25 protein-coding genes are annotated in these 26,923 nt (G+C 43.9%); 16 read left to right on the plus strand and 9 right to left on the minus strand.

Annotated elements, in window-relative coordinates; genetic code table 11:
• Positions 1–242: 242 nt before the first annotated feature.
• Together PVK79_RS23510 and PVK79_RS01180 are read right to left on the minus strand one after the other, a co-directional pair.
• The gene (locus tag PVK79_RS23510; protein WP_425607873.1) at positions 243–440 is read right to left on the minus strand and encodes a helix-turn-helix domain-containing protein; all 198 of its coding nucleotides are present in this window, start codon (positions 438–440) and stop codon (positions 243–245) included.
• Positions 441–1,202: 762 nt separating this feature from the next.
• Positions 1,203–1,832, minus strand: a complete 630-nt coding sequence (locus tag PVK79_RS01180) for a hypothetical protein (RefSeq protein WP_257325158.1) — start codon at positions 1,830–1,832, stop codon at positions 1,203–1,205.
• A 206-nt stretch (positions 1,833–2,038) separates the two neighbouring features.
• Between PVK79_RS01180 and PVK79_RS01185 the strand changes: the two genes are divergently transcribed.
• Genes PVK79_RS01185 through PVK79_RS01195 form a run of 3 tightly spaced genes read left to right on the plus strand, consistent with a single transcriptional unit; the run spans position 2,039 to position 5,488 of the window.
• Positions 2,039–2,626, plus strand: coding sequence for a recombinase family protein (locus tag PVK79_RS01185; RefSeq protein ID WP_011791296.1), 588 nt, complete (start codon positions 2,039–2,041; stop codon positions 2,624–2,626).
• Positions 2,623–4,452 (plus strand): HsdM family class I SAM-dependent methyltransferase, encoded by a 1,830-nt coding sequence (locus PVK79_RS01190; RefSeq protein WP_257325159.1) that lies wholly within the window; start codon positions 2,623–2,625, stop codon positions 4,450–4,452. The genes PVK79_RS01185 and PVK79_RS01190 overlap by 4 nt, the downstream gene beginning before the upstream one ends.
• On the plus strand, positions 4,412–5,488 hold the full coding sequence (locus tag PVK79_RS01195) for a BsuBI/PstI family type II restriction endonuclease (protein WP_002015199.1): 1,077 nt from the start codon (positions 4,412–4,414) through the stop codon (positions 5,486–5,488). The genes PVK79_RS01190 and PVK79_RS01195 overlap by 41 nt, the downstream gene beginning before the upstream one ends.
• A gap of 63 nt (positions 5,489–5,551) precedes the next feature.
• Here the strand turns inward: PVK79_RS01195 and PVK79_RS01200 are convergent, their stop codons facing one another.
• Positions 5,552–6,196: a hypothetical protein gene (locus tag PVK79_RS01200; RefSeq protein ID WP_173248478.1), complete on the minus strand. Its 645-nt coding sequence runs from the start codon at positions 6,194–6,196 to the stop codon at positions 5,552–5,554.
• Between the two features lie 1,056 nt (positions 6,197–7,252).
• Here PVK79_RS01200 and PVK79_RS01205 point away from each other — a divergent pair.
• Both PVK79_RS01205 and PVK79_RS01210 read left to right on the plus strand, forming a co-directional pair.
• Positions 7,253–8,125 (plus strand): integrase domain-containing protein, encoded by an 873-nt coding sequence (locus PVK79_RS01205; protein WP_274804014.1) that lies wholly within the window; start codon positions 7,253–7,255, stop codon positions 8,123–8,125.
• A gap of 1,148 nt (positions 8,126–9,273) precedes the next feature.
• Positions 9,274–9,543, plus strand: coding sequence for a hypothetical protein (locus PVK79_RS01210; protein WP_011791300.1), 270 nt, complete (start codon positions 9,274–9,276; stop codon positions 9,541–9,543).
• 414 nt (positions 9,544–9,957) lie between these two features.
• On the opposite strand, the gene PVK79_RS01215 is transcribed toward PVK79_RS01210, so the two are convergent.
• Both PVK79_RS01215 and PVK79_RS01220 read right to left on the minus strand, forming a co-directional pair.
• The gene (locus PVK79_RS01215) at positions 9,958–10,353 is read right to left on the minus strand and encodes a hypothetical protein (protein WP_257325161.1); all 396 of its coding nucleotides are present in this window, start codon (positions 10,351–10,353) and stop codon (positions 9,958–9,960) included.
• The gene (locus tag PVK79_RS01220) at positions 10,350–11,207 is read right to left on the minus strand and encodes a hypothetical protein (protein ID WP_010836075.1); all 858 of its coding nucleotides are present in this window, start codon (positions 11,205–11,207) and stop codon (positions 10,350–10,352) included. Before PVK79_RS01220 ends, PVK79_RS01215 begins: the two co-directional genes overlap by 4 nt.
• 243 nt (positions 11,208–11,450) lie before the next feature.
• On the opposite strand from PVK79_RS01220, the gene PVK79_RS01225 reads away from it, so the two are divergent.
• Together PVK79_RS01225 and PVK79_RS01230 are read left to right on the plus strand one after the other, a co-directional pair.
• Entirely contained in the window at positions 11,451–12,875 is a 1,425-nt protein-coding gene (locus tag PVK79_RS01225; protein WP_257325162.1) for a conjugal transfer protein TraH, read from the plus strand.
• Between the two features lie 3 nt (positions 12,876–12,878).
• Positions 12,879–14,843 carry a conjugal transfer protein TraG N-terminal domain-containing protein gene (locus PVK79_RS01230; RefSeq protein WP_274804015.1) on the plus strand — a complete coding sequence of 655 codons (1,965 nt, stop codon included), beginning with the start codon at positions 12,879–12,881 and terminating at the stop codon, positions 14,841–14,843.
• 8 nt (positions 14,844–14,851) lie between these two features.
• On the opposite strand, the gene tnpC is transcribed toward PVK79_RS01230, so the two are convergent.
• From tnpC to tnpA, 3 genes are all read right to left on the minus strand, one after another.
• Positions 14,852–16,393: an IS66 family transposase gene (tnpC, locus tag PVK79_RS01235; protein WP_257324135.1), complete on the minus strand. Its 1,542-nt coding sequence runs from the start codon at positions 16,391–16,393 to the stop codon at positions 14,852–14,854.
• Between the two features lie 95 nt (positions 16,394–16,488).
• Complete coding sequence (tnpB, locus tag PVK79_RS01240; RefSeq protein ID WP_257324134.1) at positions 16,489–16,836, minus strand: IS66 family insertion sequence element accessory protein TnpB; 348 nt, start codon at positions 16,834–16,836, stop codon at positions 16,489–16,491.
• Positions 16,836–17,132, minus strand: a complete 297-nt coding sequence (tnpA, locus tag PVK79_RS01245; RefSeq protein ID WP_257324133.1) for an IS66 family insertion sequence element accessory protein TnpA — start codon at positions 17,130–17,132, stop codon at positions 16,836–16,838. Before tnpA ends, tnpB begins: the two co-directional genes overlap by 1 nt.
• A 65-nt stretch (positions 17,133–17,197) precedes the next feature.
• On the opposite strand from tnpA, the gene PVK79_RS01250 reads away from it, so the two are divergent.
• The 9 genes from PVK79_RS01250 (at position 17,198) to PVK79_RS01290 (ending at position 25,668) form a co-directional block, all read left to right on the plus strand.
• Positions 17,198–18,664: a hypothetical protein gene (locus PVK79_RS01250; protein WP_274804017.1), complete on the plus strand. Its 1,467-nt coding sequence runs from the start codon at positions 17,198–17,200 to the stop codon at positions 18,662–18,664.
• Entirely contained in the window at positions 18,664–18,918 is a 255-nt protein-coding gene (locus PVK79_RS01255) for a hypothetical protein (protein ID WP_000091004.1), read from the plus strand. The genes PVK79_RS01250 and PVK79_RS01255 overlap by 1 nt, the downstream gene beginning before the upstream one ends.
• Positions 18,919–19,414: 496 nt before the next feature.
• Positions 19,415–19,624 carry a hypothetical protein gene (locus tag PVK79_RS01260; protein WP_046821261.1) on the plus strand — a complete coding sequence of 70 codons (210 nt, stop codon included), beginning with the start codon at positions 19,415–19,417 and terminating at the stop codon, positions 19,622–19,624.
• Complete coding sequence (locus PVK79_RS01265; RefSeq protein WP_257325164.1) at positions 19,624–20,235, plus strand: hypothetical protein; 612 nt, start codon at positions 19,624–19,626, stop codon at positions 20,233–20,235. The genes PVK79_RS01260 and PVK79_RS01265 overlap by 1 nt, the downstream gene beginning before the upstream one ends.
• Before the next feature lie 2 nt (positions 20,236–20,237).
• Complete coding sequence (locus PVK79_RS01270; RefSeq protein WP_001287663.1) at positions 20,238–20,771, plus strand: FlhC family transcriptional regulator; 534 nt, start codon at positions 20,238–20,240, stop codon at positions 20,769–20,771.
• Positions 20,772–20,867: 96 nt separating this feature from the next.
• Positions 20,868–23,627 carry a conjugal transfer mating pair stabilization protein TraN gene (gene traN / locus PVK79_RS01275; protein ID WP_257325165.1) on the plus strand — a complete coding sequence of 920 codons (2,760 nt, stop codon included), beginning with the start codon at positions 20,868–20,870 and terminating at the stop codon, positions 23,625–23,627.
• Between the two features lie 147 nt (positions 23,628–23,774).
• Positions 23,775–24,002, plus strand: coding sequence for a helix-turn-helix transcriptional regulator (locus tag PVK79_RS01280; RefSeq protein ID WP_237584756.1), 228 nt, complete (start codon positions 23,775–23,777; stop codon positions 24,000–24,002).
• On the plus strand, positions 23,989–24,942 hold the full coding sequence (locus tag PVK79_RS01285; protein ID WP_046821264.1) for a replication protein RepA: 954 nt from the start codon (positions 23,989–23,991) through the stop codon (positions 24,940–24,942). Before PVK79_RS01280 ends, PVK79_RS01285 begins: the two co-directional genes overlap by 14 nt.
• A 357-nt stretch (positions 24,943–25,299) precedes the next feature.
• The gene (locus PVK79_RS01290) at positions 25,300–25,668 is read left to right on the plus strand and encodes a helix-turn-helix domain-containing protein (protein WP_046821265.1); all 369 of its coding nucleotides are present in this window, start codon (positions 25,300–25,302) and stop codon (positions 25,666–25,668) included.
• On the opposite strand, the gene PVK79_RS01295 is transcribed toward PVK79_RS01290, so the two are convergent.
• Positions 25,665–26,882, minus strand: coding sequence for a site-specific integrase (locus tag PVK79_RS01295; protein WP_257325166.1), 1,218 nt, complete (start codon positions 26,880–26,882; stop codon positions 25,665–25,667). The two genes, PVK79_RS01290 and PVK79_RS01295, sit on opposite strands and share 4 nt — an antisense overlap.
• Between the last annotated feature and the right edge of the window lie 41 nt (positions 26,883–26,923).

Below are 26,923 nucleotides of genomic sequence, written 5' to 3' on the forward strand. Positions count from 1 at the left end.
TGTTACGTTTTTTCTTCCTCTATATCACAGAAGACTTCTTTGAGTAACTTGCTTCATCTTTGATTCGATTAAACCATGACGGAAATAATTGCTTCCATGTATCAAAATTCGATGAAACATTTCATATTTAGCAGTTCTTCATCACTCACTTGTTCTATTTTTACCTGAAACTTTTCGATATACAAATCACATATATGTTTGAAAAAAATGAAAATCAATGAGGCACTCTAGTTGTAACTGGGTCATTTACCGCCACTGTCCTTTTTGGGCATCATGTGATGTTTGCTAATTAGTTCACGTATCTCACAATTGAACAAATTGCAGAGTTTATCTATTGTCTTAAGATCTAATTGTTGCGCATTACTACGTAAAGCAGAGTAATAGAATTTCAACACTGTTTCTTTGGTAACACCAGCAATTGACTTGTTTATCTCGCCCATAAGCTTCGCGAGGTGGCACTTGTCAACTGTTTACTAAAACAAATATATTTACTATCGTTAGGATATCACTCAACCTCTAAGAAGCAATTCTTAAAATTGAAATTAGAATATTAAACATTTAACCCGAAACCACTCCTTTCAAACCCTGTAAAGCCATAAATCGGAACCCCGCAAGCGGGGCCCCCTTGCTACGCAACCCTTCGGGCGATTTCTACCTTGACTGGCTTTTCTCTGGGTAGTGAAGGTTATCCAAGAGGTATGCGGCGCTCTGAGTGGCAAGCACTCGACGCTTTCATACCTCCTGGATACAACTGGCTTTTCAAATAAAGGCGGGAAAGAGGGAAGGTAAATAAATTTATATTTATCTGTTTTTATTATATTTTTCCCGTTTTCCAATCTAATATCCTTTATTGAAATAGACTTGGTAGGGTGGTCATCGCCTCTTTTCGCTTTCGATCTATAATAACTTCTTCTTTAGCGGACCAATAGTGGCCCAGATCAAAGAAGTAGGTGGGCCGTTCAAGACCCATATTATGTAACTAAAGGAAACTATTGAAAGATTGATAAGTTATTAAATTTATTAATATATTGGTATTTTAACTTTCGTTGGATGTTTTTTCCTTTGGTTTACCTTGTTATTTACCGATACAGAAAGTAATTAATTTTTATAAATCAATCAATTATATGGCTTTTGGAGCAAATGCGGATCAAGATTTGCCAGCATCTACACACATAACGTATTGATTATCTGAAGCTATTACTTTACTCGAACTCTCCCTGATCTTCATCCGGAACTATGTTCAGACCCAAGTGAAGTTGATTTGAGCTGTTCAGCCCGGCAATTTGCTTCAGCTCGTCAGGTGTCTCATCACTGAACGTCGCAAGGTAGTAGTAAGGATGGCCGTCATCACTGCTAACCAGGTCGTAATCAACGAAGTACTGCTCTACCTCTTCGAGCGTCCAGTGAACTTCTCCGGCAATAGCTATCAATAGATCTGTGTTGTCGTCAGGATGGTTGTGGCCCCGAGGTAGAACCGAAAGTTCCGCAGAGGTGATCCCTTTATCCTTCCAGTTTCTCAGAATCCCAGACCACAAATTAGCTCGAAGATTTGAACTGGGTTGAAATCTAGACGCATTCCAATGAATGACATCTCGTTCACCGTTTTTCAAATGAAGAACGACCTGTGCTTTCTTGCGAGCTATCAGCTCATTTTTGAAAGCTGCTTCATCAGGAACAAAAGTTAGGGACGGTTTGCTTTCGCTGGACTTAGATCCGCTCTCCTCAACCAAATCGAGCAATCGCTCGATAACTCTCTCTGGCGTGTCGAACCCGACAGCCAACCCCTCCAATCTGCGGAACACGTCATCTGAAATACTTATTGTGACTGGCATCTTAATACCTCCATAGGCCTAACCATATATAGAACTATATATGATTTATTTCATAGATCAAGTTTTCTTAGAAAATGAGCAGATCTTTTATTTTTGTTCAACAAACCACCGTTTATTGAACAGTTAGAACACTTACCTATGGATTGGTTTTTTAATCAATAATCTGTTAAAATACTCGTATAAAAAACTATGTAAATAAAACGTGCATGAATCAAAGAATCGGCTATGCCAGAGTATCAACTGATGACCAGAACCTGCATCTCCAGCGGGATGCGTTGGTTGCTGCCGGTTGTGAAATCATTTATGAGGACAAAGCCAGCGGTAAAAGTACTGCCCGGCCAGAACTAGATAACTGTCTAAAGGCTCTCAGGCCAGGTGATACGTTAGTTGTTTGGAGGCTCGATAGACTCGGTCGCAGCCTGGGTGATTTGGTTAAAGTCGTGACTAATTTGATTGATGAACGGGGAGTTGGATTCCTGAGCTTACAAGAGCAGATTGAAACCAATAGTGCTTCTGGAAAGTTGATTTTTCATGTATTTGCAGCTTTAGCTGAGTTTGAGCGTAATTTAATTAGTGAACGGACTAAAGCTGGACTCGATGCTGCTAGGGCTCGGGGACGTAAAGGTGGCAGAAAGCCGAAGCTCGCACCAAAGGATATTCGAGAGATTAAGGTATTACTAAAAGATCCAAGCATACCCGTTTCCGATGTAGCTAAACGATTTGGTGTATCTAGAACAACAATTTATAACAGTGTCGGGGTCATAAAACCTGACCGTGAGGGGGCAAGTATATGAACGCTTTCCACTTTCAGGATCTTTTAAGTGAGTCAGCAGAGCCTCTTGTTCGTTATGAGGCCTGTAAAGGTATGGCTCGTGGTTATGCTAACTCTGTCATAGATGACCAGTATCGACTTAAAATCGCCAGGTCTTATTGCGCAGCTTTAATAAAATCTTATTGGGACGAAATTAACGCTAGGCACAATAGCAAGCTTAAAATTTTTTCAATCCCAACTGATTCTGAATTGGCCGAAATTACTCTCGATGCAGAGGATGTTGCTAAAAATACCGGTAAAGTGATCGCACAATTCCCTGATATTGATGCGGGCTATCTTATCGGATCAATATATACAGCCATGTTGCCTACTGCTTATCGATCTGATTTAGGAGCTTATTACACTCCGCCACCTTTGGTATCTAGGCTTCTTGATTTGGCTGAAGAAGCAGGCGTTGATTTCAGTACCGCGTCGGTAATTGATCCTGCATGCGGCGGAGGTGCTTTCCTTGCGCCAGTCGCTATGCGAATGCTCCAACGTTCCAAACATGCTTCAAGTGAATGGAAGCTTGCGCAAATAGGCAAGAGGCTCAAGGGGGTTGAGATAGATCCATTTGCTGCCTGGATGACGCATGTCTTATTAGAGTGTGTATTAATAGAACATTGCATTATTGCCAGAAGGCGGCTTGCAAAAAGCGTTATCAGTATTTGTAACGCTCTAACGTACCAGTCACCTGTAGATTTTGATCTTGTAATAGGCAATCCTCCATACGGTAAAGTTTCTCTTGATACAGAAGTTAGAGAGAAGTTTAGTCGCTCACTGTTTGGTCATGCCAATTTATATGGTCTTTTCACCGACCTCGCTTTAAGACTCGCCAAGCCTGAAGGGGTAATAGCTTACTTAACACCTACATCATTTTTGGGTGGGCAATATTTCAAGGCATTACGTGAGCTGTTAATTGATGAATCTGCGCCACGAGCTTTTGATTTTATATCAAATAGAGAGGGTGTTTTTGACGATGTTTTACAAGAAACTCTTCTTGCAACATTCAAAAAGTCAGCAAGAAAAACACCAGCAAAGGTTTCATTGTTAGTACCGGAGGGGCTTAACGAAGCAAGAGTAGAGCCTATTGGAAAGGTATCAATTATTAAAGGTGATGGTCCGTGGCTAATCCCTAGAGTAGCTGAAGACGCTGCATTGTTAAATCGACTCAAGAAGATGAAGACCCGTCTCCCTGATCTGGGCTACGTTGTTTCGACTGGGAAACTTGTTTGGAATAGACATAAAAGCCAGTTACGTACTGAAAAAACAAAAGGGACACTACCTCTTGTTTGGGCTGAATCGGTAACTTCAAATGGCTTTAAATTCTCTTCGGTGAAGAGAAACCATGTGCCTTATATTCAAATTGAAAAAAACCAGCGACATCTTGTAACTACTGATTCATGTGTTTTGGTGCAGCGAACCACATCTAAAGAACAAAATCGAAGAGTTCTCGGTGCTGTCATACCACAAGACTTTATTGATCGATATGGTGGTGTCGTTGTAGAAAATCATTTAAATATCGTTTACGCAGATACACTTATACGGGAATTGAGCGTAGAAACTATCAACGGATTACTTAATTCTCAGGTCTTTGACCGTATATACCGTTGCATAAGCGGTAGTGTAGCTGTTTCTGCTTATGAGCTTATGGCCGTGCCTTTACCGAGCTTGGATGATATGAAAAAGCTGGAGAAGATCATTGCAGCAGGTTCTGATAGACTCTCCATCGAGAAGTGTATCGCAGGATTGTATGGAGAGAGCAAACTTGAGCTGGCCACATGTACCAAGTCTGGAGGTGATTGCTGAACGCTTACCTCTAATATTCCCTGAAGGGACAGAAAATCGTAATTATGTCATCCGAGAAATGGCTGCAAGAACTCTCTATGTTATGTTCTACGCAGGAGCTGTCGAGGGTGCTGATCGTTGGATTCGGCCAAGCCAAGTAACCGACATGTCTGATGTCCAGGCTGCTCTCTTGACGGACGAGGAGCGTCAGTCTTGGGTTAAGCAGGCGCTATCTAGTAAGAAAGATAGGCCTGTTACGACCTGGTATGCTCCAAATTCTCGAGAACCTGTCAGAGATGAAACTATTCGATATGGGTTTATAGCCCTTGGTGCCGTTATTGAACGCACTGGTTTGCCTGTGACAACTCCTCTTCCTAAATACGCAATGTCAAAAGCATTTGCAGCTCTGTTCAATGTAGATTTAATTGGGGATGATTTAGAGGCTTTAATTCGTAGCTGGCAGAACTCTCACCTTAATGCTGCCGCTTTAAGTCGAATTCGATTACTTGGTGCGCATGCCACTGCCGCAGCATCAGATCAGATAACCGCGACATTACCTAATTCTGGGTTAGTAATGCTTGAGTCTGGTCCGTCAGGCGTAATAGGTAAGGCGGTGATCGAACAATTCGCTCGGAAGTTTTTAAAGACGCCAGCCGTATTATGGTTGTCTCAGTCAGGGGAAAAGGTTGGTATTGATCTTGCGAGTAGGTTAAAGCTCAAAATTGACCCTTCAAAAACGTTACCTGACGTTATTTTAGTTGATCTTGGGACCAAGACTGACGGTAGTGACATGTTATTTGTTTTTATTGAAATTGTTGCTTCAGATGGTCCAATTAACTCTATGCGTAAACAGAAGCTAACTGAGATAGCTATTGAAGCTGGCTTCTCTGCCCAGAATCTTGCTTTTGTAACTGCATTTCAAGATCGTTCAGCCGCTCCATTCAAAAAAGCAATGTCAGAACTCGCGTGGGGAACTTATGCGTGGTTTTGTTCTGAACCAGATAATTTAATTGAGCTAAGAGATGGCAGTTCTATAATCTTGTCAGAGCTTTTATAGGACATAATAATCATAAAGCTGGTTTGGTAAGCCAGCTTTATGATTGCTCTATAGCTCAGGGGTCTATAACGGTTTCAAGTTATATCCATTTTGCTGTAGGTAATTGGCCCTATCATAAATTCTTGCGACCTCAGATTTTATTGGACCAAAAAAGTACTTTTTCCCCATTAGGACAAGGCATTCTGCTTCTGGGTCCAGAAGTTTAAACAAGTGATAGGCCGGTTCGTCAGCAAGAGTATGATTGCCAATTGCTGAGTCAGGAAAAAAATGTCCAGCATCATTTTTCAGAAGGTAGTCGTCTAAGTTTTCATCAAAATGTTCCCAGGCGTTCCGCAGATCCCTGTTATGAATAGGTGAGTCTTCTTCCATACCAAAAGCAGATATTAACTTTTCGCCTCGTTTTTTTCTCAGAGCTGCTTGATAGGGATGGGTTTTGTTTAGCTTGCCCGGATACCAAACCGGCCAGAAGTATCGAGATAAAGCCGCCGCATGCCCTATTGCCTCTTGTACCAAGCTAATTAAGTAGTCTGAATCAGCCTGTTTTTCCTTTGCAAATTCGTAGTGTTCAAAAGCTTCCAAACATCGGCTAGCTGAATAAATTATCGAATGTATATAAAAAGCGTCGTATGGAGAAAAAATACCGCTGAAATCTTCAACAATTATTTTTGCTCTACTTTCCAATTCATCTAATTCAAAGTTTACTGACATCTGATATACCTACTAAAACCCCATCGAAAAGCAATCTATTGATGCTAAATATTTGGTCATCGCTCTAAGCATTACCGAAAAGCCACCTAAAAGCGACCGTTGAGTTAAATTCGAGCCCAACGAACAAACCGCACCCCAAAGACAAGCACTGAAAAGCAACCCAAAAGCAACTTTACGATGTACTTGACGCCTCTATCTGTTTGATTAATATATAAAGTGTTTTTGGTAGCTGGCCTTCAAACAGCATTCTGCAAAACTAAGGCGATTGCCTTCATTTCTTAACCCTCAGGGGGACTGCCCCCTATGGGCATTCCTCCGTCTATAACAATCTCCCCGGAGGAAAATCAGATGTTTATCATCATTATGCTTGCAGCGTTATGCTGCTGCCTGTGCTTGTGTATTGCACAAGTTAACAGGCTTCCATACCGCGATTTTGCTCAAAGCAATGTCGTGTCCTTGGTACTCGATTCCGAGCAGCCAAACCAAAGAGGACCACCCTCAACATCAGGACGAGTGTTGGAATACCCAACTTGCTCGATGCTCCACCCCGTCTCTGTCGCCGTAGGCGTGAACAGAGACGGGGGTAGAGCCCCCGACGGAAGCCTTGAGCCTCAAGGGCTCTAGGCTTTCGCACCGCGCACGAATGTGCGCGAATTATACCGCCTTCGGCGGTTGGCGCGCTTCGCGCTTTCCTTTCCAAAGAATGACACGACAGTACCAGCTGGATCTGCTGGCAGTTTGTTCCGTCGGAACAGACCAGCCAATGGAATGAGCAGTTCGCTCCATAGCAGTACAGTTCGTAATTAATGACCGTGGACATCGGGTTTAACTGTCCTGTGTTTGGGCAAGATCCCAGCGTTGGCCTTAGCATGCAGAGCTAATTAAAAAACTGCGTTTCACTTACCACCGGATACGGACGGGCCAACAAAGTAACAATTTTGATTAACAGAGTTAGGGGGAACAATGCGTTCAGAGCGGACTAATCCGGATTCACGGAATTTTGGCCTTCGTAGTCGAGATATAAACAAGGCAGCCCTGAACGCTCTCAAGGAGGGGATGAAGAGTTTTCAGTCCATAGCCACTATTCATGACCGATGGAGCGTTTTTAGCGCTTGGATTAAGTCCGAACAGGGCATAAAGGACATGCGGGATATAGAAAAGGCTCATTTGGTCGCTTATGCGGCGCACCTTAATGATCGCTACGAGCGGGGAGAAATTGCGCCATCCACGGCGCAGAACTACCTGAGCGCAGTGAATCGGGTGATGGAGATTGCGCGTGGCGACCGACAGGTACGTGTAGATCCTGTCTCCGAGGGGGGACTTCCAAAGCGCTCAGGTATCGCCACTGGCGACCGAAGTGTTTCGGAAGCTTCCCATAATGCCGCAATGGGGGCAGCCTCCGAGCGCCTTGGGGCTTTGCTGGAACTACAGCGTAATTTCGGTCTGCGGTTCGAGGAATCGGCCAAGCTGGATGCAGCCAGAGCACTAAGAGAGGCCGAGAAAACTGGCTCCGTGAGCATAAAAGATGGCACCAAGGGTGGCCGGGCGCGCACTGTTCCGATCACCAGTGATGCTCAAATTACGGCACTCCAGCGAGCCGCCGCCATACAGGATGGCCGCAGCATGATCTCCGCCGAGAAGAGTTATCGTGAGTTTCGGCAAGAAGCCTACCGGGAGATCGGCCGCCATCCGGTGAACTTCCACGGCGAACGGCACCACTACGCTCAAACGCGCTACAAAACTTTGATGCGTGCTGATTGCCCGGTAAAAGCAGGTGTTAAACATGGGCGAGAGCACTATGAATATTTAGCCAAAGAACTTGGAGTATCAATAGCTCACGCCAAAATGCTGGACAAAGAAATCAGATCTGAAGTGGCTTTGGAATTGGGTCACGGTCGCATCGATGTGACAAATAGTTATTTGGGGTAATTGATGGAAAAATGGGTAAGAGAAAGAAGCCATGTTTATGTGCGACATGGAGGGAAGACGGCTCGGCGAGCTATGGTAAAAAGGCTAATTGCGGCTCTAAACGATATTGCCGCCAATGAAAAAGGAGTCAACGCACCATCGCAAATTGGAAGAGCTCATATCCACCGGTATTACACTAGGCACCAAGGATTGAGTACAACGACATTACGGGATCATTTTTATGCGTTCCGACTCTTGTGGGAATTGCTTAACCGTCCCGGAGAGCCTCCACGTCCAAAAAACACCGGCTCTGCTGATTAAAAGCCATCTATGCCTATGTCATATTCCTTAATCAGACCTTCTGTTCGCTGTATTGTTTAATTGTGCCCAAAAAGGGCCAATACAGCGCGTGTCGATTTAGAAATGAGCTGTTAAATTTGAATCAACTTCAGCCCCGTGCTGAATATGAGCGATAGCTGGTCGCCAAAAACAAACAGCATTTTATCAATTTATCCCGCAACCGGGGTTCACCGGTTCTGCGGTGTAACCCCTTCAATTCCATCTAATTGGAGGTGTTTATGTACTTTTCTACGTTCGTTTTGATCATGATTGTTACCGTGGGCGTCATTGCTTTCGGGGCTAACATTGTCGCCAAATTACTAAATAAGGCTTCGATTCTTGCATATCGATCATTGAGAAAAACGCGGCCCGTACGGGTCGTCAGTCCATTGGTAACTAATAGCAGTTCATTGTGTGGTGAATGGTTGAAAGCTACCTCCGGTAGCAATCAACCTGGAGTCTCCGATGCTGTCGAATGCGCTCCGCTTGAGGGTGAGCTGGTTGCAGAACGCGCTGTAATAGGTTCCACCCGGAAATTATTGTCAGCTCAAAGATGAGGGAGATTTAATGTATCGACTGATTCTAACAAACCAAAAAAAGCGTACGCGAGAGTATCAGCCTTCTGATGCTGGTTATAGGGCAGCTCTCAAAGCCACGCGCAAGTTTTTGGAAAAAAATCCCCAGGGAAATGCGGTGCTTTACGGGCATGGTGTTTGTGAGTCCTTCACTATACGCAACATGCCTGAAGCCTAATCCCTAATTAAATAACCCAACCGGGTACTTTGCCCGGTTGGGCTAAGTCCCGGCTATTAAACTTTTGGAGAATTAATATGTTGGGACAAAATCAAACAGAGATCCATCAATTCGATGTGTGTGGCCGCGTGTATTATCGTGGGGTTAACTACACTGAAAAAGAAGGTGAGTTGGCTGTTGAAACGGTAGAAGCTACTTCTCATGATGAAGCTGAAGCGATGTTTAAAAGCCTGCAGGATGAGTATGCTCGTGAGTGTAATCGGACTGTTGAGCGCATCGATATCACTTTCACTATTGACTTGACGATAGCTGAAAGCGACAACGATGAACCGTACTTAGTGATGTAATTACTAAGAAAAGCAAAGGGCCAGCTTGTCTGGCCCTTTGCTACATCTGGTGATAGGAATCTACTGAATCGGTTTCATGATCCTGCTTGGCCGTTTGCTCATCCAAGAGGCGGAGCATCTCTGATGCCTTGCGTCTGGCCTCGGCTACAATTTCTGGCTTCTCCTGCTCCAAGATCTGGTCTAGTGTTTTTGCCACTGGTAAATCTCGCTAGTTTAGTTAGACTCTAAGTATATAAGGTTTTACAAGAGAGGTTCAGTTCCGTGGATGCCTTTACTATTGCAATGTTAAGTTTGCTCGCATTTTTTACCATTGTGACGTTCGGAAGTTTGTATTTATACAACAAACACAATCAAAACCGCTCTGATCAATAAATATATGTGTATTAAACGGCCCTGTTATCAATGCTGAATAATTCAGCAACAAACTGGTATTTTTACTGTCTCAATTAGATGATCGGACATAGCGTTAATTTCCTCATCGTCTAGCTTCGGGGCAAACAGGGGCGTTCCCCGGAATTGAACCTGTGGATAGTCTGAAAGCCTAAATACTCCATGCGGCCATCGGTCCTCGTCACCCAACCACCGGCGTAAAGTCAGATCTATACCCCATCCATCCTTTAGCTCTATCCAGCAATGCGGATTGATTTGTGTCTTGCTATGTACTGTTTCAACAAACCCTACTCTGCACTGATGTGGAATGTCTGATTTGGCTAGAATGTTGCTGATCACGTAAGTCATCACATCACAACTGGCTTTTGAATCCTCCAGATTTAGCAAAGCCAGTTCCAGTTCTTCATGCCACAGACTCATTGTGCCTTCCTAAATAGCAATTGCTGGCCTTTTTCATAGATAACTGGATATGGTAAAGCTTTGCCATCCTGGAACACACTATTGGGCGGGAAATACATGACTGCCCATTCCGGCAGCGCTCGGCTCGTACTTTTGTAAAAATCGTCCATTGGAAATGATTTCACGTCGCTGACCTGGGTGAAAATCAATCGAGAATATTTGGTTGTGTTATTAGCGGCCAGATTAAAGCTATCAATATTACCACTGCCCACAAAGGCTGGTGTTTTCCAAGGATTCGGCATTGTAACGTTGTATGCAATTACGCAGTTTGAGCCATCACAGCCAAATTGCGGAGCCATTACTGCCCACATAATTAAGGGGTTTCCATCAATCTTAGGCGCTGTACTTTCCACTATTTTAGTTAAATCCAGGTTCATAGATTTCGCGGCTACCGCAACGGCATTATCAATTAGGTTTATATAGTTGCTATAAGCATCTTCTGAGGATTTAGCCATTGATGCAGGCATCCATGCCATCAAACTTGGCCTAGCGGATGGGTTATCCGGTGATGTAAGAATGCTTGCAGTGTTAAACATGAGAGTTTGCTGACCGTTCAATCCTCTTAATGGTGCATCAAGCGATGAGGCCAGGCTTGTGACATTTAGCGCTTTCATCAATAGAGACTGTTTATATGAGTTCCACCCATCTTCTGAGTCTCTCAGATCTTGGTCATAAATACCCCCAGCTCTTGCCAAGTTTAGCGCTCTGGACATCTCTGGATTATAGGATTTTGGGGTTGTAGCACAGCCTGCGAGCATAATGGCGGCGAACAAGGCTGTAGCTGAACTTACGGAAGTTGACATATTCATTTTCATTTAAAGCTCCTCTTTTAGAAATAGAGTGCCATTGGTTTGTGAAAATGCAACAAGGGTTAAGTAAAACTTTTTAAAAATCATAAGTTTGTACTGACGTGACAAAGTTACCGACATTATTCAATGATTAACTTTCACATGTGAAAGTTTTATTTGGACTGCCCAAATTGGACAGTTTGGGAGTTCGGTTTGTACTCATTTGCTCGGTAGGCTTTCGGGTGACACGAAACCTATTGGAGCAACAGTATGAGAGTCTCTCCCCCTTACATTAGAACACTATCTGCCTCTTGTTTAATCATCTTCTCTGTCGTCGCCACTCATGCCTCGGCTGAAGGGCTTCAGTCCGAGATGGATAGACTATTCAACGAAATGAGTAATACAACCAGACCGGGTATTCATGAGACACAACGCCGTGGAGTTATTGCGGGTGGGCGTGTGACCACCAAAGCGCGTATTTTTGATGAAAACCTAGTTAGCTTTGTCCCTCCATCTTGGAAAGCTGGGTGTGGTGGCGTTGATCTATTCGGTGGTTCTTTATCGTTTGTGAATGCAGATCAGATTGTTCAACTGATGCGAGCTGTGGCAGCAAATGCAAAGGGCTATGCTTTTCAACTAGCTCTGGATAATGTTTTTCCTGATGGCGCCAAATGGATAGAAAACTTTCAGAAAAAAGTTCAGGCTTTGAACCAACATTTAGGCAATTCTTGTCAGTTAGCTCAGGGTATTGTTAACGATTCACTAAGTGCTTTTGACACAAAACTAAAGAACGATACTCGTACAAAAGCATCGACCAAAGGCTTATTTGAAGACATGTTTTCTGCAACGCAGGAAACGGATGGACAAACGGCAATCAAGACGCTGAAAGACAACTCGCCACAGGCCTACCAAGAGATGATAGGTAATATTGTCTGGAAGCAACTCAAAAAGAATAGTGTGAGTTCATGGTTCCAGTACGGGGATAACAGCCTGCTTGAAGCCATGATGTCTATAACTGGTGCCGTTGTCATTGGTGATTTAATTAATGATCCAAATCTTGCTGGAGCAAACAACAGTACTAATCCCATCGTCACCTTACCGGGGAATCGAATTACCCTTGGAGATCTCATTTCAGGTGGCTCTGTTAAAGTTTATTCATGTGACAGTGATACGGTTAACTGTATTTCTGCTGGTTCTGAGCTGAAGAGTGTTCAGCTCAGGGGTATTGGCAATCAAATGTCAGATTTACTTCTTGGTTCTGATTCTTCACCTGGATTGATTTATAAATATGCAAACAATGTTGGGGCTTTAAGTTCTGCCGAGATAGCTTTTGTATCAAATCTCCCCAGTAGCTTTGGCTCACTTTTCCGAAATCTTTCAGCTGTTTCCAGTGATACAGCAGAGAAGTTTGCTCAGCAAGCACAGACCATCATAGCGCTAGATATAACCTACAGGTTTATTGAGGAGATATACCGGGCAACAACTATTGCGTTAGCTAACAGTGATAATGCCTATCAACAAAAAGCTGTTGATGTACTTGATGCTTCTCGGGCTGTTGTCAGACAAGAGTATGACCAATTAATTGTGAGGCACGGGAAGCTAAGTGATCTGATGGGGTATTACAACAGCTTACTTGATGTCACAAAGAAGCAGCGGCTTTTACTTGCGGTCCAAGCATCAGGGAAAAAGGAGTAACTAATGGATTTTAGTATTTATTCCGTCGGTGATGCCGCATTTCTAGAGCAAATAATGATTGCTGTGGCGATGGCTACAGGCACCGGTGATTTTGAACGCATGGTAAGTATTGGCCTTTTAATTGGCGCTCTTATCATCTCATTTCAGTCGTTATTCCAGGGAGCTAAATCCTGGGATTTACATCAAGTTTTTGCTTGTTGGCTCGTGTATGCCATTTCCTTTGGAGCCGGCGTTACGGTAACTATTGAGGACGCGTACAACGGACAAGTGCGGGTAGTGGATAACGTACCTGTCGGCCCAGCCGCCGCTGGTTCTATAATCTCAAGCGTTGGATTTGGTCTCACAAAACTCTTTGAGGTTGCATATAGCCCCGTCGCGAGTGTGACCGAATCAAAGTTCATGGATTCTCTAGAGTTATTATCAAAGCTCAGAAATCACGAAATGGAGTCAGCGCTATGGACTGTCTGGAATGATTCCCTAGGAGGCGGTGCTGTTGATATGAAGAAAAGCCTGACTAACTACATATCAGAATGCACAGCAATTAAATTTTCATTAGGTGAGTCAAATGAGGATCAAATCAACACAGAGAATTGGCGTACAGCTCTCAGATTTGATTCACAAATATATGGGACCCGATTGTTCCTGTCTCCATCTGGCCCGATAGATCCCAGTTGTACAGATGGTTGGATTCAGTTGAGCCAATCCTTTGAAACTGCGTTCAATTCAGGCCTTTCGCAACAAGCTCTTGGCTATTTGTTGTCTACCACTGATGCTTTGAATGCTACATCTGACGCTTTATATCGCCTGCAGGTTACGAATGTGGCCGCAGGTGATTTTATAAAAGCTAATTTTCTGCAACCTATCGTACAGCGTGGCTTTGCTCAGTACTACAGTGATATGAATGATCCGTACGCACAAATCATGCTCACTCAAGCTGAGTCCCAGCGAAATACACAATATGCAGCAGAACAGTCTTTATTTGTAAAATCGATTCAACCTCTTATGACCTTGGTAGAGGGGTTTGCCTATGCGATTACGCCCATAGCCGCATTTGTTATGGTGCTAGGGTCTAAAGGTTTGCTCTTGGTCGGTAAGTATCTTCAGATGCTTATATGGGTACAACTTTGGTTGCCAATTATGTCGGTAATCAATCTATTCATTTACATAATGGGGCAGCAGGCGCTCGCAAAATATACCACAGGGAGCTTATCCTCATTTGAAGGTGTTGCCTATGCTGGGGCCGAAATTGAGCGTTGGATAGGGATAGGTGGAATGATGGCCGCAGCAACGCCAGTCCTATCGTTGATGTTAGTAACTGGCTCAGTATATGCCTTCAATAGTCTTGCTCAACGAGTGGGTGCGAGTGATACAGTCAATGAAAAACTAATGTCTCCAGACTTAGTGGACCGTGGTTCTGTTTTGAGCCAACAACCACAATTTAATCAATCCCGAATTGCTGGAACAATGACCTCTGGAGGTGAGTCGTTAGTTGATAGTATTAACTTAGGAAGTACTGTAAGTAATGCCCTTAGCAGTAGTTCTGCTGCTACTGCACAGGCCCAGAAAGGCTTCGCTAGCCAATTAAGTAATAGTGTGTTTTCTGGACATGGTTCAGAACAGACTTATTCACAACTACAATCATTAGGACAAACGCTGAGAGCGTCCGATTCAACTCAGGCTAAAAGTATTTTGTCCGCCGCCCAGAACTACTCTCGTGATCATGGATTAAATTCCTCTCACACGGATGCTGTGGCTGGAGCTATTGCTATGCGGGCCAGCGCTGGTGTGGATGCCGGAAAACTTGCTGCTGCTTTTACAGGACCGGTTGGTGCCGCTGTAAATGCCGCTAACCCGGTATCTATGAACGGTAGTTTAGATGTATCTGCGCAATCACAGAGTCAGGATAGTAGGCAGCAGCTTAGTTCTGATATTGACTCTTTATCTCGCGGACTTGGTTTTACAAAGTAAGCGTATGGCTAACGACACCTAGCTTGCTTAATGTTCCAAGGTAGCAGTGGCTCAAGGTTATCTGGCTGCTCCGCAATATGTTGTAAGCTAGTAGTGATATAGTCATGCACCACAAGGTCATTTGCCTTTGCGGTTTCAACAAGACTATAGAGTATGGCGCTGGCATGCGCGCCATTGCAGGTATTTGAGAACAGCCAGTTTTTTCGCCCTATTACGAACGGTTTTATGGCTCGCTCTGCTCGGTTATTATCAATACTGAGCCTGCCATCATCTAGGTAACGCCGAAATTTCTCAAACTGATTTATCGCATAGGTAATTGCTTTACCTAGCGCCATTTGGGGAGGGATTTTATCTTTGTGCTTGAGTAACCATTGATACAATTCATCAACAATTGGTTTGGCTTTTCTCTGCCTAATCTTGAATTTTTCATCGGCCGTTTTATCTTTGATGGCTTGCTCAATACCGTAGAGCTTGCGAATAAGGTTAAGTGCTACATCTGCTTTGACGGTTTTTTTATTATTGCCTTTGGCCTCAATGAATTTACGGCGTATATGGGCTAAGCACGCGACCAGTGTTGCATTCGTTTGCTCGTAAGCCTTGTAGCCGTCAACATGCATGTAGCCTTCGTAACCATCAAGGAAATCAACCGCACATTGGCCTGCGCGACTGTTATGGTAATCAAACAGGACAATATTAGTGCCTTTACCCGGTTTATCATCGCCACAACAATACAGCCACATATAGCTGGTCGCTTTCTCTGCGTTAATAACGTTGAGCGGGGTTTCATCGCCATGAATAACCGGTTGAGATAACAACACGTCTTTTAAGCGTTGATACAGAGGGGACAACAGGTCTGCGCAGCGCAACATCCAGCTCGACATGGTTTGCCGACTCAACTCAATACCGATATCAGCAAATAGCGTTTCTTGGCGATAAAGCGGTAAACCAAACTGGTATTTACACATGATTATTTGGCTCAGCAGGCTGGGCGTTGCAATGCTTTTTGGAATGACTGTTGCGGGCATTAGGGCGGTTTTTACTACACTTTCAATCCCTTCTCGCTCACAATGACGGCATGCGTATTTTGGACGAATCGTTTTGATTACTTTGATATGCGCTGGCACAAACTCGAGTGCTTCACTGCTGCTTTCACCCATTTTGTGAAGGGGGCTTTGACAGCAATCACACTTTTTATCACCTTCATCAAGGTCAACAACGACCTCAACTCGAGGTAACTGAGCCGGCAGTGGGCGGCGTTTCGGTTTGGCTTTTTCTGTCTTTACTGAGGCCGATGTGGCCAATAGCGCTTTATCATGTTTATCAAGAATGTCTTCTGCTTCATTGAATACTTCGCCTGCACCGGGCATCTTTTCAGATTTCTTTGCGTACTCTTTGGCAAGCTTAGCGTTATAAGCTTGCAGCAATTCGTGAATTTGCGCATCTTTTTCAGCTAACTCTTTATCTTTTTTAACAACGACTTGTTGCAACTCAAGCAGCATGCGCTTGAGTTGTTCTGGGTCGTCAGGAAGTGAGTGTGCATCAATTTTCATGTTCGCAATTTAACAGAATTTGACGCTGTTTTCTTGCTTGACGCAAAGATAAAACAGACGGTGTGGCAACGATCATTTACTGTTAATATGATCGATTAGATCATCGATTGATACTGCAATTCTTCATGGCCAAGTACATCATACCCAGACAATAACCACGCCAATTGTTGAGCGCTGAGTTCAAATTCTTGCAGACTGACTTTGCTTGGCCATTTGAACTTTTGCTTTTCTAATCGCTTGTACCACAAAGCAAACCCCGTTTTATCCCAGTAAACCAGCTTGAGTTTATCTTTCGCTTTATTGCAGAACAAAAATAATGCGCCAGTGTAAGCATCACGTTCAAGCTCGCTTTCAACGAGTGCGACCAGACCATCAATGGACTTTCGAAAATCCACGGCGTCACGATGCAAGTAAATATGCGCGGGTTCAACAAACATTTTCATCAGGCAAGCTCGCGTAGTAATTGGCCTAGAAAAGATGCAGGCGTTGTGGGAGGCAAACTGACATTTACTTTACCGACTTCGAGGGTAATCGACAGTTGCTGTTCGGTGGCGTCAACGTGTTTAGCTACTTTAGCGCGTACAAAGCTGCCTGATGATTCATTAAGCTTACTTCGTGCGGCATAAAAGCTTGTTTTAGATAACGCATGTTGCTGACAAAACTCAGTAATAGTTAAGTCACAGGCTTGTTGTTCTTCGATAATGTTACGCCACTGCTCAAGGCTACGTGTTTTTCTCATGACTATCTCCTCATTGAAATTCGGAAATAGCTTAATCGGTTTGATGAGCTATTGGCAGGTGCACTTTGCTAGACGCTTACTTTACAAAAGATGACAGTTCAGCATTAACGAGTGATTTGGCTCGTCAAGTTTCCACTGATAAAGGTCAACGTTTTACCCAGAGCTTAGGTGAAGAGCAGAGAAAGCAGCTCATGCAATCCAGTTCTGATCTTTTGTCTTCGCAACAAACCTACCAAGAGTTATCTCAGGCTCAGCAAACTATCGGGACTACTAGCAACAATAATATTAGCGCGTTAGCTGACAAAGTTCTGAACAACTGGTCAGCTGGTAAGTCATTGTCAGATGGTGTTAGACAGTCATCGCCAGAGACAAGAGATTTTGCGCAAAGAAAAGCCCAGCATTACCAAGATTTAGGCATTGATTCCCAGAGGGCAATAGTTGGAGGGCAGTTGTTTGCTATGCTCAATTCCAACTCTCCATCTGAACAAGCAATTGCAGCCAGTGCAATAGCAAAGGCGACTGGTGGCAACAGTGGCATCGACTTTAATCAACCAGGTCAAAGTGCAATGTTGGTAAAGGATGCTCCGCGCTATGTTTCACCGGTCGAAAATACGAGCTCACTTTCGGCACCGGAAAGAATGAGCAGTGAACAAAAGCTTTTGGCTGAATCAGGCAGTATTGGATCTGAAAATTCTGTTCGTGACGCTCATGAAAAGGGTATCCAACAACTTGAGCAGAATTATGGGTCCAGCAGAAATGAATACCTTAATGACCGCTTGCCTGCTTTAAAGTCACAGATCATGGCATCTGATTTAGCCCCTTCAACATCCAGCACTTTGTTTGCAGGTGCTGAAGGCGCTGGTCGTTTTGTACAGCAAGTTGTGGGTGGCGCAGGAGCCGCCAAAGATGGGTTCGCAGAGAATTTTGGGCAATCAATGTCTAAGTTAGCCCAGATGACTCCAGAACAACGAGATCAGTTTATTGAGGACACAAAGAAAGGGGACGATTACGTCAAGCAAGAGTATGGTCTTGGAGGCTTCCTAGCTGTAGGTGCTGCAAATCTGGGTAGGGATATCATTGGTGTGGGGATCAGTGGATTTGAAGCCGGTAAAGAATGGTTAACCGGTAAGTCAGATCTTTCAGAGGCAGCACAGGGAATGTCTGTTAGAGAAAGAGGGATGTTTTTTGCTTCTGCATTAGCAAGTGCAAGCGAGGCTGGAGCTGGAAAGGCGGCTGAGTTTGTTCAGCAATATGGTGACGAATTCAGGCAGATAGCAATGGATACTGCAAGATATGATTATGGTTTGAATAGTCAGGCAGGAGCAGAATTGTTTGCAGCATCGTTGATGGGCGGCGATTCATCGCGCTCTGGAGAACTAAGAGAAAATCTCAGGGAAGAGGTTGGTGATAACGCATTGGCAGATAAAATGGCTGCGATTATTGAAAGTTCTGCGGGGGCCGGTAAAGACCAAGCGGGGGGATATTTAGCGCCTGTATCAAGGTATTTGTCCGTAGCCAAAGGAGGCCGTTAATGAGCAGACGAGCTGAATATAGACGCGCAATTAAAGAGCTTAAAGTGATGATATTACTGGGGGAAGGGAGATGGCTAAACGAAAAGCCAATCTCCTGTGGAAATAAAAAATTTATCGTCGATGGTTCGGTGTTGAACAATGTAATCAGAGAGCATCCGGAACTTAACAAACACATTTTGATAGGTTTTTTTTCGTCGCCTCAACGGTATCCGTTATTAAGATATAAAGATAGGCAATTAACGTTAAGTCTATAAATAATAAAAACAAAGGCTCTCAGGAGCCTTTGTTTTTATTCAATCCATAGAAGCTTCCGGATACATCTACGTCACTTACCATTGGAGATCCTGTGGCAGGGTTGTATGTGACGTCTGCAAACAGATCTCGCCCAGATAATGTGTTCGTTTTTCTCCCGGAACTACTGATTAAATAGGCTCTTTTACCAACCTTTAAAGATGCCAGCAGAGAAACTCCGACTACAAAAAATATGAGCGACCATAGGCCAAGAAGTTTGTACGAATAGAACAAACTTACGATTAAAAACAAAGAGAATAGCGCCTTTTTCATTTACGCCTCCTGATTAATATGTAACCGATTATAGATTATCGTTCAGAAATGCAAATCTTCATAGCACCATAAAATGATACTGTAAAAAAACACAGTATTTGGCGTTGCATTATCAAAAAGTCATGGTATTTATGATTGATGACAAAGTTAATCATTGAATAAATCAGGTGTGTTATGGAGAAAGATATGAAGCATTTAGATCGTGAAACTGAAAAGCGATTAAACATAGTCGTTAAGGCAATCGGAACGTTGTTTATTCTAAGCTTTCTTGCTCATTTAGTTATTTCGTCGTGGAGAGATGACCAATATGGATTTACCTTACTGGCGTTGATTGCCGGGGTAGCGTTAGTTTCAATCAATCTGGGCCGCATCAAAAAAGGTAAGGAGAGCTGCTGATGTATGCGCTAGAGCCGCTAGAACGTGATGTTATTGGTAGCTTTGACAAGTTTGCCATTCAATTAAGTGAAGAGAAGCCAGACCAAGATATTTTTGAGTTCGATTTGACTCTGTGGACACTACTGAAGCTTTTATCAGTCAATGCGCCATCCGAGGTAAGTAATCATTTTTCTATTCCAGAAGATCTTGTTAATAAATTGGCGTCAGCTCCTGACAGGCATCTTTCACAATTAGCGAGTGGAGTTCTTCTGAGCTTTAAACTTGAAACAGATCAAACGGAAGTGATCGATACTCTTGCCGGTAACTACGATTCTGTCATATGCCTTAAAAATGTTGTGGACGACTTTGACGCAGCGTACTGGCTATTGCTTAACAAGTTAGCTAGTAGAAACTTGGACATGGCGATGCAAATTTTTGGTGTATCTTCTGGTCTTGCCTCCTCAGTCGCAGCCTCCTCAAACAGCCAGTTAAGGTCGTTATCGCATAGGGTCGTTATTAGATTTTCATTGAGATTTAATATTGGCGTACTCGATCAATTCTTATCAGCAGCTCTTGCCGATACAACGCCGATTTTATTAAAAAAGATTCAGCAATCTTTGGTGTGGAGATAATCATGAGTGAATGTTTTACATCTGGTTCGTTATCTCGCTGGGTAAAAGCAAGGCACATGGCATTGGCGGGTTATATCACAAAGATAATTATCCTAGAGACTGGTTTGACTTATAAGCAAGTTCGCAGGCTGTACGCTGAGCTTGAATATTGCGGATATGATGTGAAGGATAAGAAATCCAGGACTTTCCGTGGTGGAGCGACGCTGATCCACAGTCAGACATCTAAAATTCAAGCATCGCTTTTAATGCAGCTCTATTCAAATCTTGGAGGGGAAAAGGTTAAGCGTTCTGTAGATATTAGCGCTCTGAATAAAGCGTTTAGGATGTATCACGCTATCCGTAAAGAAGTACCAGGTATGAAGGGAGGAAAATGGGAGCCCTTCGACATTACAGATGCCTGGTGTCTTGCCTCTGAACTCCGCAATGGAGAAGCAATGATAGAGCATTGCGAGCAATGCCAATGCACTTTTTTTACGTCAATTAATCAGCGAACATGTGTTGAATGCCCATTCTGTCGGGTCTCAAAAGCTGCCTGAATACAGCCGCGTATGCCGCAAAAGGGCAAATAGCGATGCTAATTTTTATGAGAGAGCGACATAGCATTATCCAAACTAAAAAGCTGGAGAAATGCTATGTCCACTATGCCGCCCATTCTGACGAGGTTTGTTGCCTCGCTCCTATGTTTAACCATCTCAGTTCTTCCGATACATTCTTATGCGGGTAATCAGGAACCTAACATCGGAGCTGTTGGTCGTGATGCCAAACAATTTGGTTTATCTATTGCGAACGGAGTTAAGCAAAACTCTGCTCAGATTCAAGATGGTAAAATTTCTCTACCAGTCGGCAATGGCCAATCAACATCCATAAACATAAATGAACTGTTTCCTGGAGTTCAACCTGGGCAAAATACCGCAGAGTATTTCCCTGATGCAGCATCTCAGGAGGAGCTAGAACAGATATTCAGTGATGCTGATGCTATGGATCAGTTTGGTAATGAGGCAAAAGCCAATTTATTCCAAGACGCCAACAGCTCCAATCCCTCAATATCAGGTTCTGCATATCAAGTTCTTATGGATGCGGCCAATCGCTCACGCCCTGATTTCAGTAATGACCCAGTACTAAATCTAAGCAAAAAGACCTATGAGGATATGGACCTCATCGCAGGTGGCTTTGGGGATTGTTCTGCCGAAACAACCATTAATCAGAATACTATCAACGCCCACATTCCAGAGTATGAACGGTGTCAGCGTGTTGTAGATCAAAGCGCGGACTGTGAGGTTGTCCATGACTACGACGCCTCTGTTGTGAAGCACTATGATGGCCCATATAACCTCAAATCTTGTGGAGAAGGCTGTACTGAGTTGTGGATTGGCCGAGTGGGTGACAACTACTGGAGTGGCAACTGTACGATCTATGAGGAGTACACGCGGGTACAAGTCAGTAATCCAGACGCCATAGTGTCTGCAACGCTTGAGTACGCCAAGTGGGATGACTACATGCAAGTTTGGGTTGGTAAATCCGGTCAGGAAACTAAAGTGTGGTCAGGCCCTGATGGCAACTTCCCTCCAGAAACTGCTGGTCGATGCGAATTGTCAACAAGTTGGGAGCGTAACCCTAATGTCGATGTCACTCCCTATTTCAAGAATGTGAAAGATGGTGATGTTGTTACGTTTAAGATTCGCGTTTCAGTAAGTGGCGAAGGTGAGGGTTTTGGCCGCATAAAGCTACGCTATGACTCATCAAAAGCAATTACCAAGGATGAGTGGGCTCCACAGAGCTGTATGGATTCAGCCAAAGGGGTTGTAGATGGTTTTGCGGAAGGTGAGATCACTTGTATAGATGACCCTACTGATGCTACGGGCTGCACAGTCATCAACGGGATCAAAGTTTGCGAATCCCAACTCAAACCGTCACCTTTGCCTGGCATTCCAAAGCTGTGCAAAAAGGTTCGAGTTAAAGCCGACTATGACTTTTATAAGGGGCAAATGGACTGCTGGACAGATCCTCAAGGTGAAACACACTGCCCTGTAAATACTGGTGGAAATCTCAACAGTTGCCAGATGTACGAGGATAATCCTCAGTGTGGATTTATTAGTTCGGAATGTATTGATGGAGCAGAGGGTTCCTCGGGTAAGTGTTATGTGTTTAAAGATACCTACGACTGCGGAACGAACGTATCAATACCTACTTTAGAGAAAGAAACGACGTATCAATGTGGCGGACCCATTAGGTGTATGGGGGATGATTGTCTCGATATAACAAAGTCACAAAGCACTGATTTCGCTCGTGCATCTGCATTGTTGAATGCAGCTCAGTTCATGACTCAGGATATGAGTTGTACTGGTCAAAATGATGATGATAACCCCACTGGTGAAGAAAATGTGATGTGTTCAGCTTTTGCCGGTGAGGCTGGGGAATGCAAGATTGCTGTGGGTGGTGTCTCAGATTGTTGTGAAAAGCCGACGAATATTTCGTTTGCTGATTATCTCAATTTGATTATGGCCGTGCCTAAGCTAGACGGTGCCGTTATGGGACTCTCTGATGGCAGTGCCGTGAAAGGAGCATACCAAGTATTAAGAGACCCCGTAATCTCTGGCTGGACCGAAATAACACAGCCTTTTGCAAGTTATATAGAAAATATTAGTGGAGCGGTTGATAGTTTTCTCCAGCCTGTTCAACAGTTTGCTCAGGAGACTATTGGCGCATTAAAGGAGCAAATTACCAAGCTGACTTCTGAAGCTCTAGGGAATGCTTCTGCGACGGGAGCCGCTGGCGTACCTGCGGGGGCTCCTGAATCAATGACTGAACAAATCCTCGGCCAACAAGGTGCCGCCATGCTAAGCACCGTCATGACTGTTTACACAGTGTATGTTGTGTCGATGGTCATGATCCAGATGATATGGAAGTGTGAGGAAAAGGAGTTCACCATGAATGCTAAAAGGGCGCTGAATAGCTGCACATACGTTGGTTCTTACTGCAAGTCCAAAGTATTGGGAGCGTGTGTCGAGGAGCGCGAGTCCTATTGCTGTTTCAACTCGCCACTGTCTCGAATCATCCAAGAGCAAGTTCGGCCACAACTTGGCCTTAACTTTGGTGATGCGCGCGCACCTCAATGCGGCGGAATTCCATTGGATCGAATAGCGGATATTGATTGGAGTAAGGTCAACTTGGACGAGTGGTTGGGGATACTTCAGCAAAATGGAAAACTTCCTGATCCCGCATCGTTAAACTTGGACGCTTTAACGGGAGCTGGAAGTGATTTTAATATTGATGGTACTCGGCAAGACGCATCGCAACGAGTCATGGAGCGGCTGGAAGGGATTAATGTAGACAAAATCAGAAACGACAAAGCGCGTGAAATTTTTCCTGACTTGGATGGCAATGGTGGTTGATGTTTATCAATAAGAAACTTTCACATGTGAAAGTTTTTGTGCCGGAATAAATCGCCTAGGTGCCCAAATAGGGCACTTCCAGAGGCCATGTTTACGGGGTTTCACCCTCAAAATTTCTCCAGTAAATCAATGATGCTGGAGAAAATTATGCAGCAAACTTTAAATGAAAAAGATTACAGTCACCTGCAGATGGTCTCTGTTTACGAGGTGACTGCCCTTCTTAAAATATCTGCGCCAACGCTTCAAAGGATTCGCACAAATGACCCATCATTCCCTAAACCATATAAGATTAGTGGTGAGAAAACACTCAGATACAGATTAGATCAGTTGGAAGCATGGCTTGATTCACGCAGGATCAGTAATGAAGTCATTTAGCCAACTTTTTTCACAGTATCAGTCAGATATTGAAGTAAAAAATAATAGTAGACCACAAGGCTTGAGTAGGGCTGAGTCTGAATTAATAGATGCATCTGTAAGGATCAAATCAGATCCGCCCTCGTCCAATGATTTCACTTTTATGCACTCAATAATGTGCCAAGTTGGTTTACCTCGCTCACGAGTTAACGGAACAGAGTTTGAGAGACGCTGCGGTGCTGTTGGTCTGTATGTTCGTGCAGGCAAAATTTGGGACGGTAAACAGTTTGTTCAGCAGCCCGTTCCTTATGGGCCAATGCCCCGTTTGGTAATGGCGTATCTGAACACTCAGGCGTTGCGTTCAAAATCACCAGAAATTGATGTAGGCAATAGCGCCAGGGGCTTCCTTAAACAACTGGGTAAGGAGTCATCAGGAGGCAAAAACGGGAGCTATACAAACTTTCGTAAACAGCTCATGGCGTTGTCTGCTTGTAGTATTACGCTGGGTTTTAGTACCGCTGAAAAAGCGATTACTTACGATGGTAAACCAATCCAAAAGTTTGAGGCTTGGATTGGTAACAATGATAATCAAGGTGCATTATGGCCCGGTGTTATTACATTTTCGCAAGAGTACTTTACGACGCTAAGCGAACATGCTGTACCGCTTGATTTAAGAGCTATAAATGAGCTTACCACCAGTGCTCTTGCTATGGACATTTATGCCATGCTTGCGGATAGATTGCATCGAATTAGTGGTAGGCCTGTTGTATTACACTGGCATAATTTGCGGGAGCAGTTTGGTCAAGAATATACTGGAGAAGAGGCAGACAAGAATTTTAAGAAAAAATTCCTGCCTGCACTACAGCGAGTTCTTGCTGTTTATCCGGATGCAAAAGTTAAGAAAGTGACAGGCGGGATTTTGATGATGTCCAGCCCCCCACCAATACCCTATCGTGATTGAATTAATAACCGGCCAATGTGCCGGTTTTTTTATCTTATTGCTCAACAAAGTTGTGGAAAACCCTGTTGGTTTGAATTTTATCCACGCATAGTTAGACCCCCCTTGTTGCGCATAGTTAGACCCCAGTAAGTTAAATTTTTACGCATAATCGGGCCCCCTTACCGCGCATAATTGGCCCCCCCCTAAACCTATAGGTATTGCCTTTAAAAAATATCCTATAAATATCCCTATAGTTGAACCATGTTAAGGTGTTAATAACTCTCTTTGCGCCCTAAAAGGGCAGTTCCAGAGCCAAGGATCTGCTGTTGCTTCTCATAAAATAGGTCTATCAATAACTGGTTTATAACGGATAGGCTGATGACTGTAGACGTGAATGAAACCTTGAACGCCCTGAGAAGCGAAATTGCTGAAATGAAGCAATTGCTGGCTCAGTTCGTTGAAAATACAGTGAGTGACGGCAGCAAATCAAACTTACCGCCGTCTGATAAAGAGTATCTTACAGTTGATGAGGCTGCGGCCTACGTTGGAGCAAAACGCTCGTACATCTACCGTTTGACGCATGAAAAGCGCGTATCATTTACTAAGCCGGGAGGTAATAGAGTGCTAATTAAACGATCAGACCTTCAAGCATGGCTGGAAAAGAACAGAGTGAAGTCCCAAGATGAACTTCACCAAGATGTTGCAAATTACATTGCGTGCTCACCTCGTAGCCGTAGGGCATCTTAAAGTGCTGTATGGGATACGGATTTTCCGCAGTGAGGACAGCAAGTTCCAGACTCTTTTACCTTACCTTCAAAAATATCTGGAAAGCCTCTCATTGCTGTTACCCGGCGACTTTCAAGGATATCAGCATAAATTTCCGTTGTTCTCAATTCGGAGTGCCCAAGAAGGCGAGAGAGAGAATAGATATCAACGCCACGGTTAAGCTGGGCCACCGCAAATGTATGTCTGCCAACGTGGAAAGTAACATGTTTTTGAACGCCTGCTAGCATTGCCCAATGTAGTAAAGCGACGTTGGTGTAACTGCTATATTTCAACCCTTTAAAGACTCGCTCAGCTTTATCTTGGCGCTCTCCCATAAGCTTAACTGCTGAGTCTGGTAGATCCAGGTAGACTAAGCTGTTTCCGGCATTCAGTAATTTAGTCTGCTTGAAAATAATTCTGTAGTGTCCATTCTGAAACTCTTCTATTTCTTTCCATGTAAGCTTCTGAATATCGCTCCATCTCAAGCCAGTTGTGCAACTAAAAAGAAATGCCCGTTTAAGAACGTCATAGCGACATTCCGCCTTTGTCATGGCTCGAACTTCATCCAGAGTGAGGTAGGTTCGCTGGGTATTTTCTGCTTTGACACTTTTTACTCGCTGGACTGGGTTATCCCTTATGATGCCTTCTCTGTACGCTTCATTTAGGGCGGCTCTGACTTTGTTGAAGTAACTAGAGGCCGTGTTTTTGGCAAGCTTTGACTTAGATTTCGTTAGCGGTTCCTCTAAAAGGTATTTCCTAAACCCTTCCAGGAATTTTTTATCAAGTTCTTCAAAAGTTAGCTCTGCTCTTCCGTGATAGCTCCGAAGATGTTTACCTGCTGAGATCCAAATAGAATAGTTTGAAGAACTTCCAGACTCTTTGCTGGCAGTTAACTTGTCGTAGTATTCGTAAAAGCTCGAAGCAAGCTTTACTCGATCTTCCAGTTGGAACTTATTACTGTGAGATTCAACGAGCCTTGCTGACCGCGCAGCCTCAGCCTGACGCAACATTTCCTTATTGTGTTGACGCTCTGCTTGTGTCTTTGGATTCTCGTAGAGATAGAGCTCTAAAGGTTCGTAGTCGCGCTTTGCACGTTTTTTACCATCCTCACCTTCAACAACACCGTAGTAGTACACCAGTCTAAGTTGCTGGAGCCCCTTCGAGTTAGGGTTACGCTTGTTTACTGATACCTTCATAATTGCTCCGCTTTGCTCCCGTTACTCCAAAATTTTAACTC

Origin of the sequence: Pseudoalteromonas rhizosphaerae (assembly GCF_028885455.1) — a bacterium.
In the GTDB taxonomy this organism is placed as follows: Bacteria; Pseudomonadota; Gammaproteobacteria; order Enterobacterales; family Alteromonadaceae; genus Pseudoalteromonas; species Pseudoalteromonas rhizosphaerae.

Bases quoted from the DNA above. Each gene is read 5' to 3' on its own strand.
- PVK79_RS01200 (WP_173248478.1), bottom strand. From the start codon at position 6,196: ATGTCAGTAAACTTTGAATTAGATGAATTGGAAAGTAGAGCAAAAATA.
- PVK79_RS01225 (WP_257325162.1), top strand. From the start codon at position 11,451: ATGAGAGTCTCTCCCCCTTACATTAGAACACTATCTGCCTCTTGTTTA.
- PVK79_RS01210 (WP_011791300.1), top strand. From the start codon at position 9,274: ATGTTGGGACAAAATCAAACAGAGATCCATCAATTCGATGTGTGTGGC.
- PVK79_RS01185 (WP_011791296.1), top strand. From the start codon at position 2,039: ATGAATCAAAGAATCGGCTATGCCAGAGTATCAACTGATGACCAGAAC.
- PVK79_RS01255 (WP_000091004.1), top strand. From the start codon at position 18,664: ATGAGCAGACGAGCTGAATATAGACGCGCAATTAAAGAGCTTAAAGTG.
- tnpA (WP_257324133.1), bottom strand. From the start codon at position 17,132: ATGAGAAAAACACGTAGCCTTGAGCAGTGGCGTAACATTATCGAAGAA.
- PVK79_RS01230 (WP_274804015.1), top strand. From the start codon at position 12,879: ATGGATTTTAGTATTTATTCCGTCGGTGATGCCGCATTTCTAGAGCAA.
- PVK79_RS01285 (WP_046821264.1), top strand. From the start codon at position 23,989: ATGAAGTCATTTAGCCAACTTTTTTCACAGTATCAGTCAGATATTGAA.
- PVK79_RS01270 (WP_001287663.1), top strand. From the start codon at position 20,238: ATGAGTGAATGTTTTACATCTGGTTCGTTATCTCGCTGGGTAAAAGCA.
- PVK79_RS01280 (WP_237584756.1), top strand. From the start codon at position 23,775: ATGCAGCAAACTTTAAATGAAAAAGATTACAGTCACCTGCAGATGGTC.
- tnpB (WP_257324134.1), bottom strand. From the start codon at position 16,836: ATGAAAATGTTTGTTGAACCCGCGCATATTTACTTGCATCGTGACGCC.
- tnpC (WP_257324135.1), bottom strand. From the start codon at position 16,393: ATGAAAATTGATGCACACTCACTTCCTGACGACCCAGAACAACTCAAG.
- PVK79_RS01220 (WP_010836075.1), bottom strand. From the start codon at position 11,207: ATGAAAATGAATATGTCAACTTCCGTAAGTTCAGCTACAGCCTTGTTC.
- PVK79_RS01265 (WP_257325164.1), top strand. From the start codon at position 19,624: ATGTATGCGCTAGAGCCGCTAGAACGTGATGTTATTGGTAGCTTTGAC.
- PVK79_RS01290 (WP_046821265.1), top strand. From the start codon at position 25,300: ATGACTGTAGACGTGAATGAAACCTTGAACGCCCTGAGAAGCGAAATT.
- PVK79_RS01215 (WP_257325161.1), bottom strand. From the start codon at position 10,353: ATGAGTCTGTGGCATGAAGAACTGGAACTGGCTTTGCTAAATCTGGAG.
- PVK79_RS01205 (WP_274804014.1), top strand. From the start codon at position 7,253: ATGAAGAGTTTTCAGTCCATAGCCACTATTCATGACCGATGGAGCGTT.
- PVK79_RS01295 (WP_257325166.1), bottom strand. From the start codon at position 26,882: ATGAAGGTATCAGTAAACAAGCGTAACCCTAACTCGAAGGGGCTCCAG.
- PVK79_RS01180 (WP_257325158.1), bottom strand. From the start codon at position 1,832: ATGCCAGTCACAATAAGTATTTCAGATGACGTGTTCCGCAGATTGGAG.
- PVK79_RS01190 (WP_257325159.1), top strand. From the start codon at position 2,623: ATGAACGCTTTCCACTTTCAGGATCTTTTAAGTGAGTCAGCAGAGCCT.
- PVK79_RS23510 (WP_425607873.1), bottom strand. From the start codon at position 440: ATGGGCGAGATAAACAAGTCAATTGCTGGTGTTACCAAAGAAACAGTG.
- traN (WP_257325165.1), top strand. From the start codon at position 20,868: ATGTCCACTATGCCGCCCATTCTGACGAGGTTTGTTGCCTCGCTCCTA.
- PVK79_RS01260 (WP_046821261.1), top strand. From the start codon at position 19,415: ATGAAGCATTTAGATCGTGAAACTGAAAAGCGATTAAACATAGTCGTT.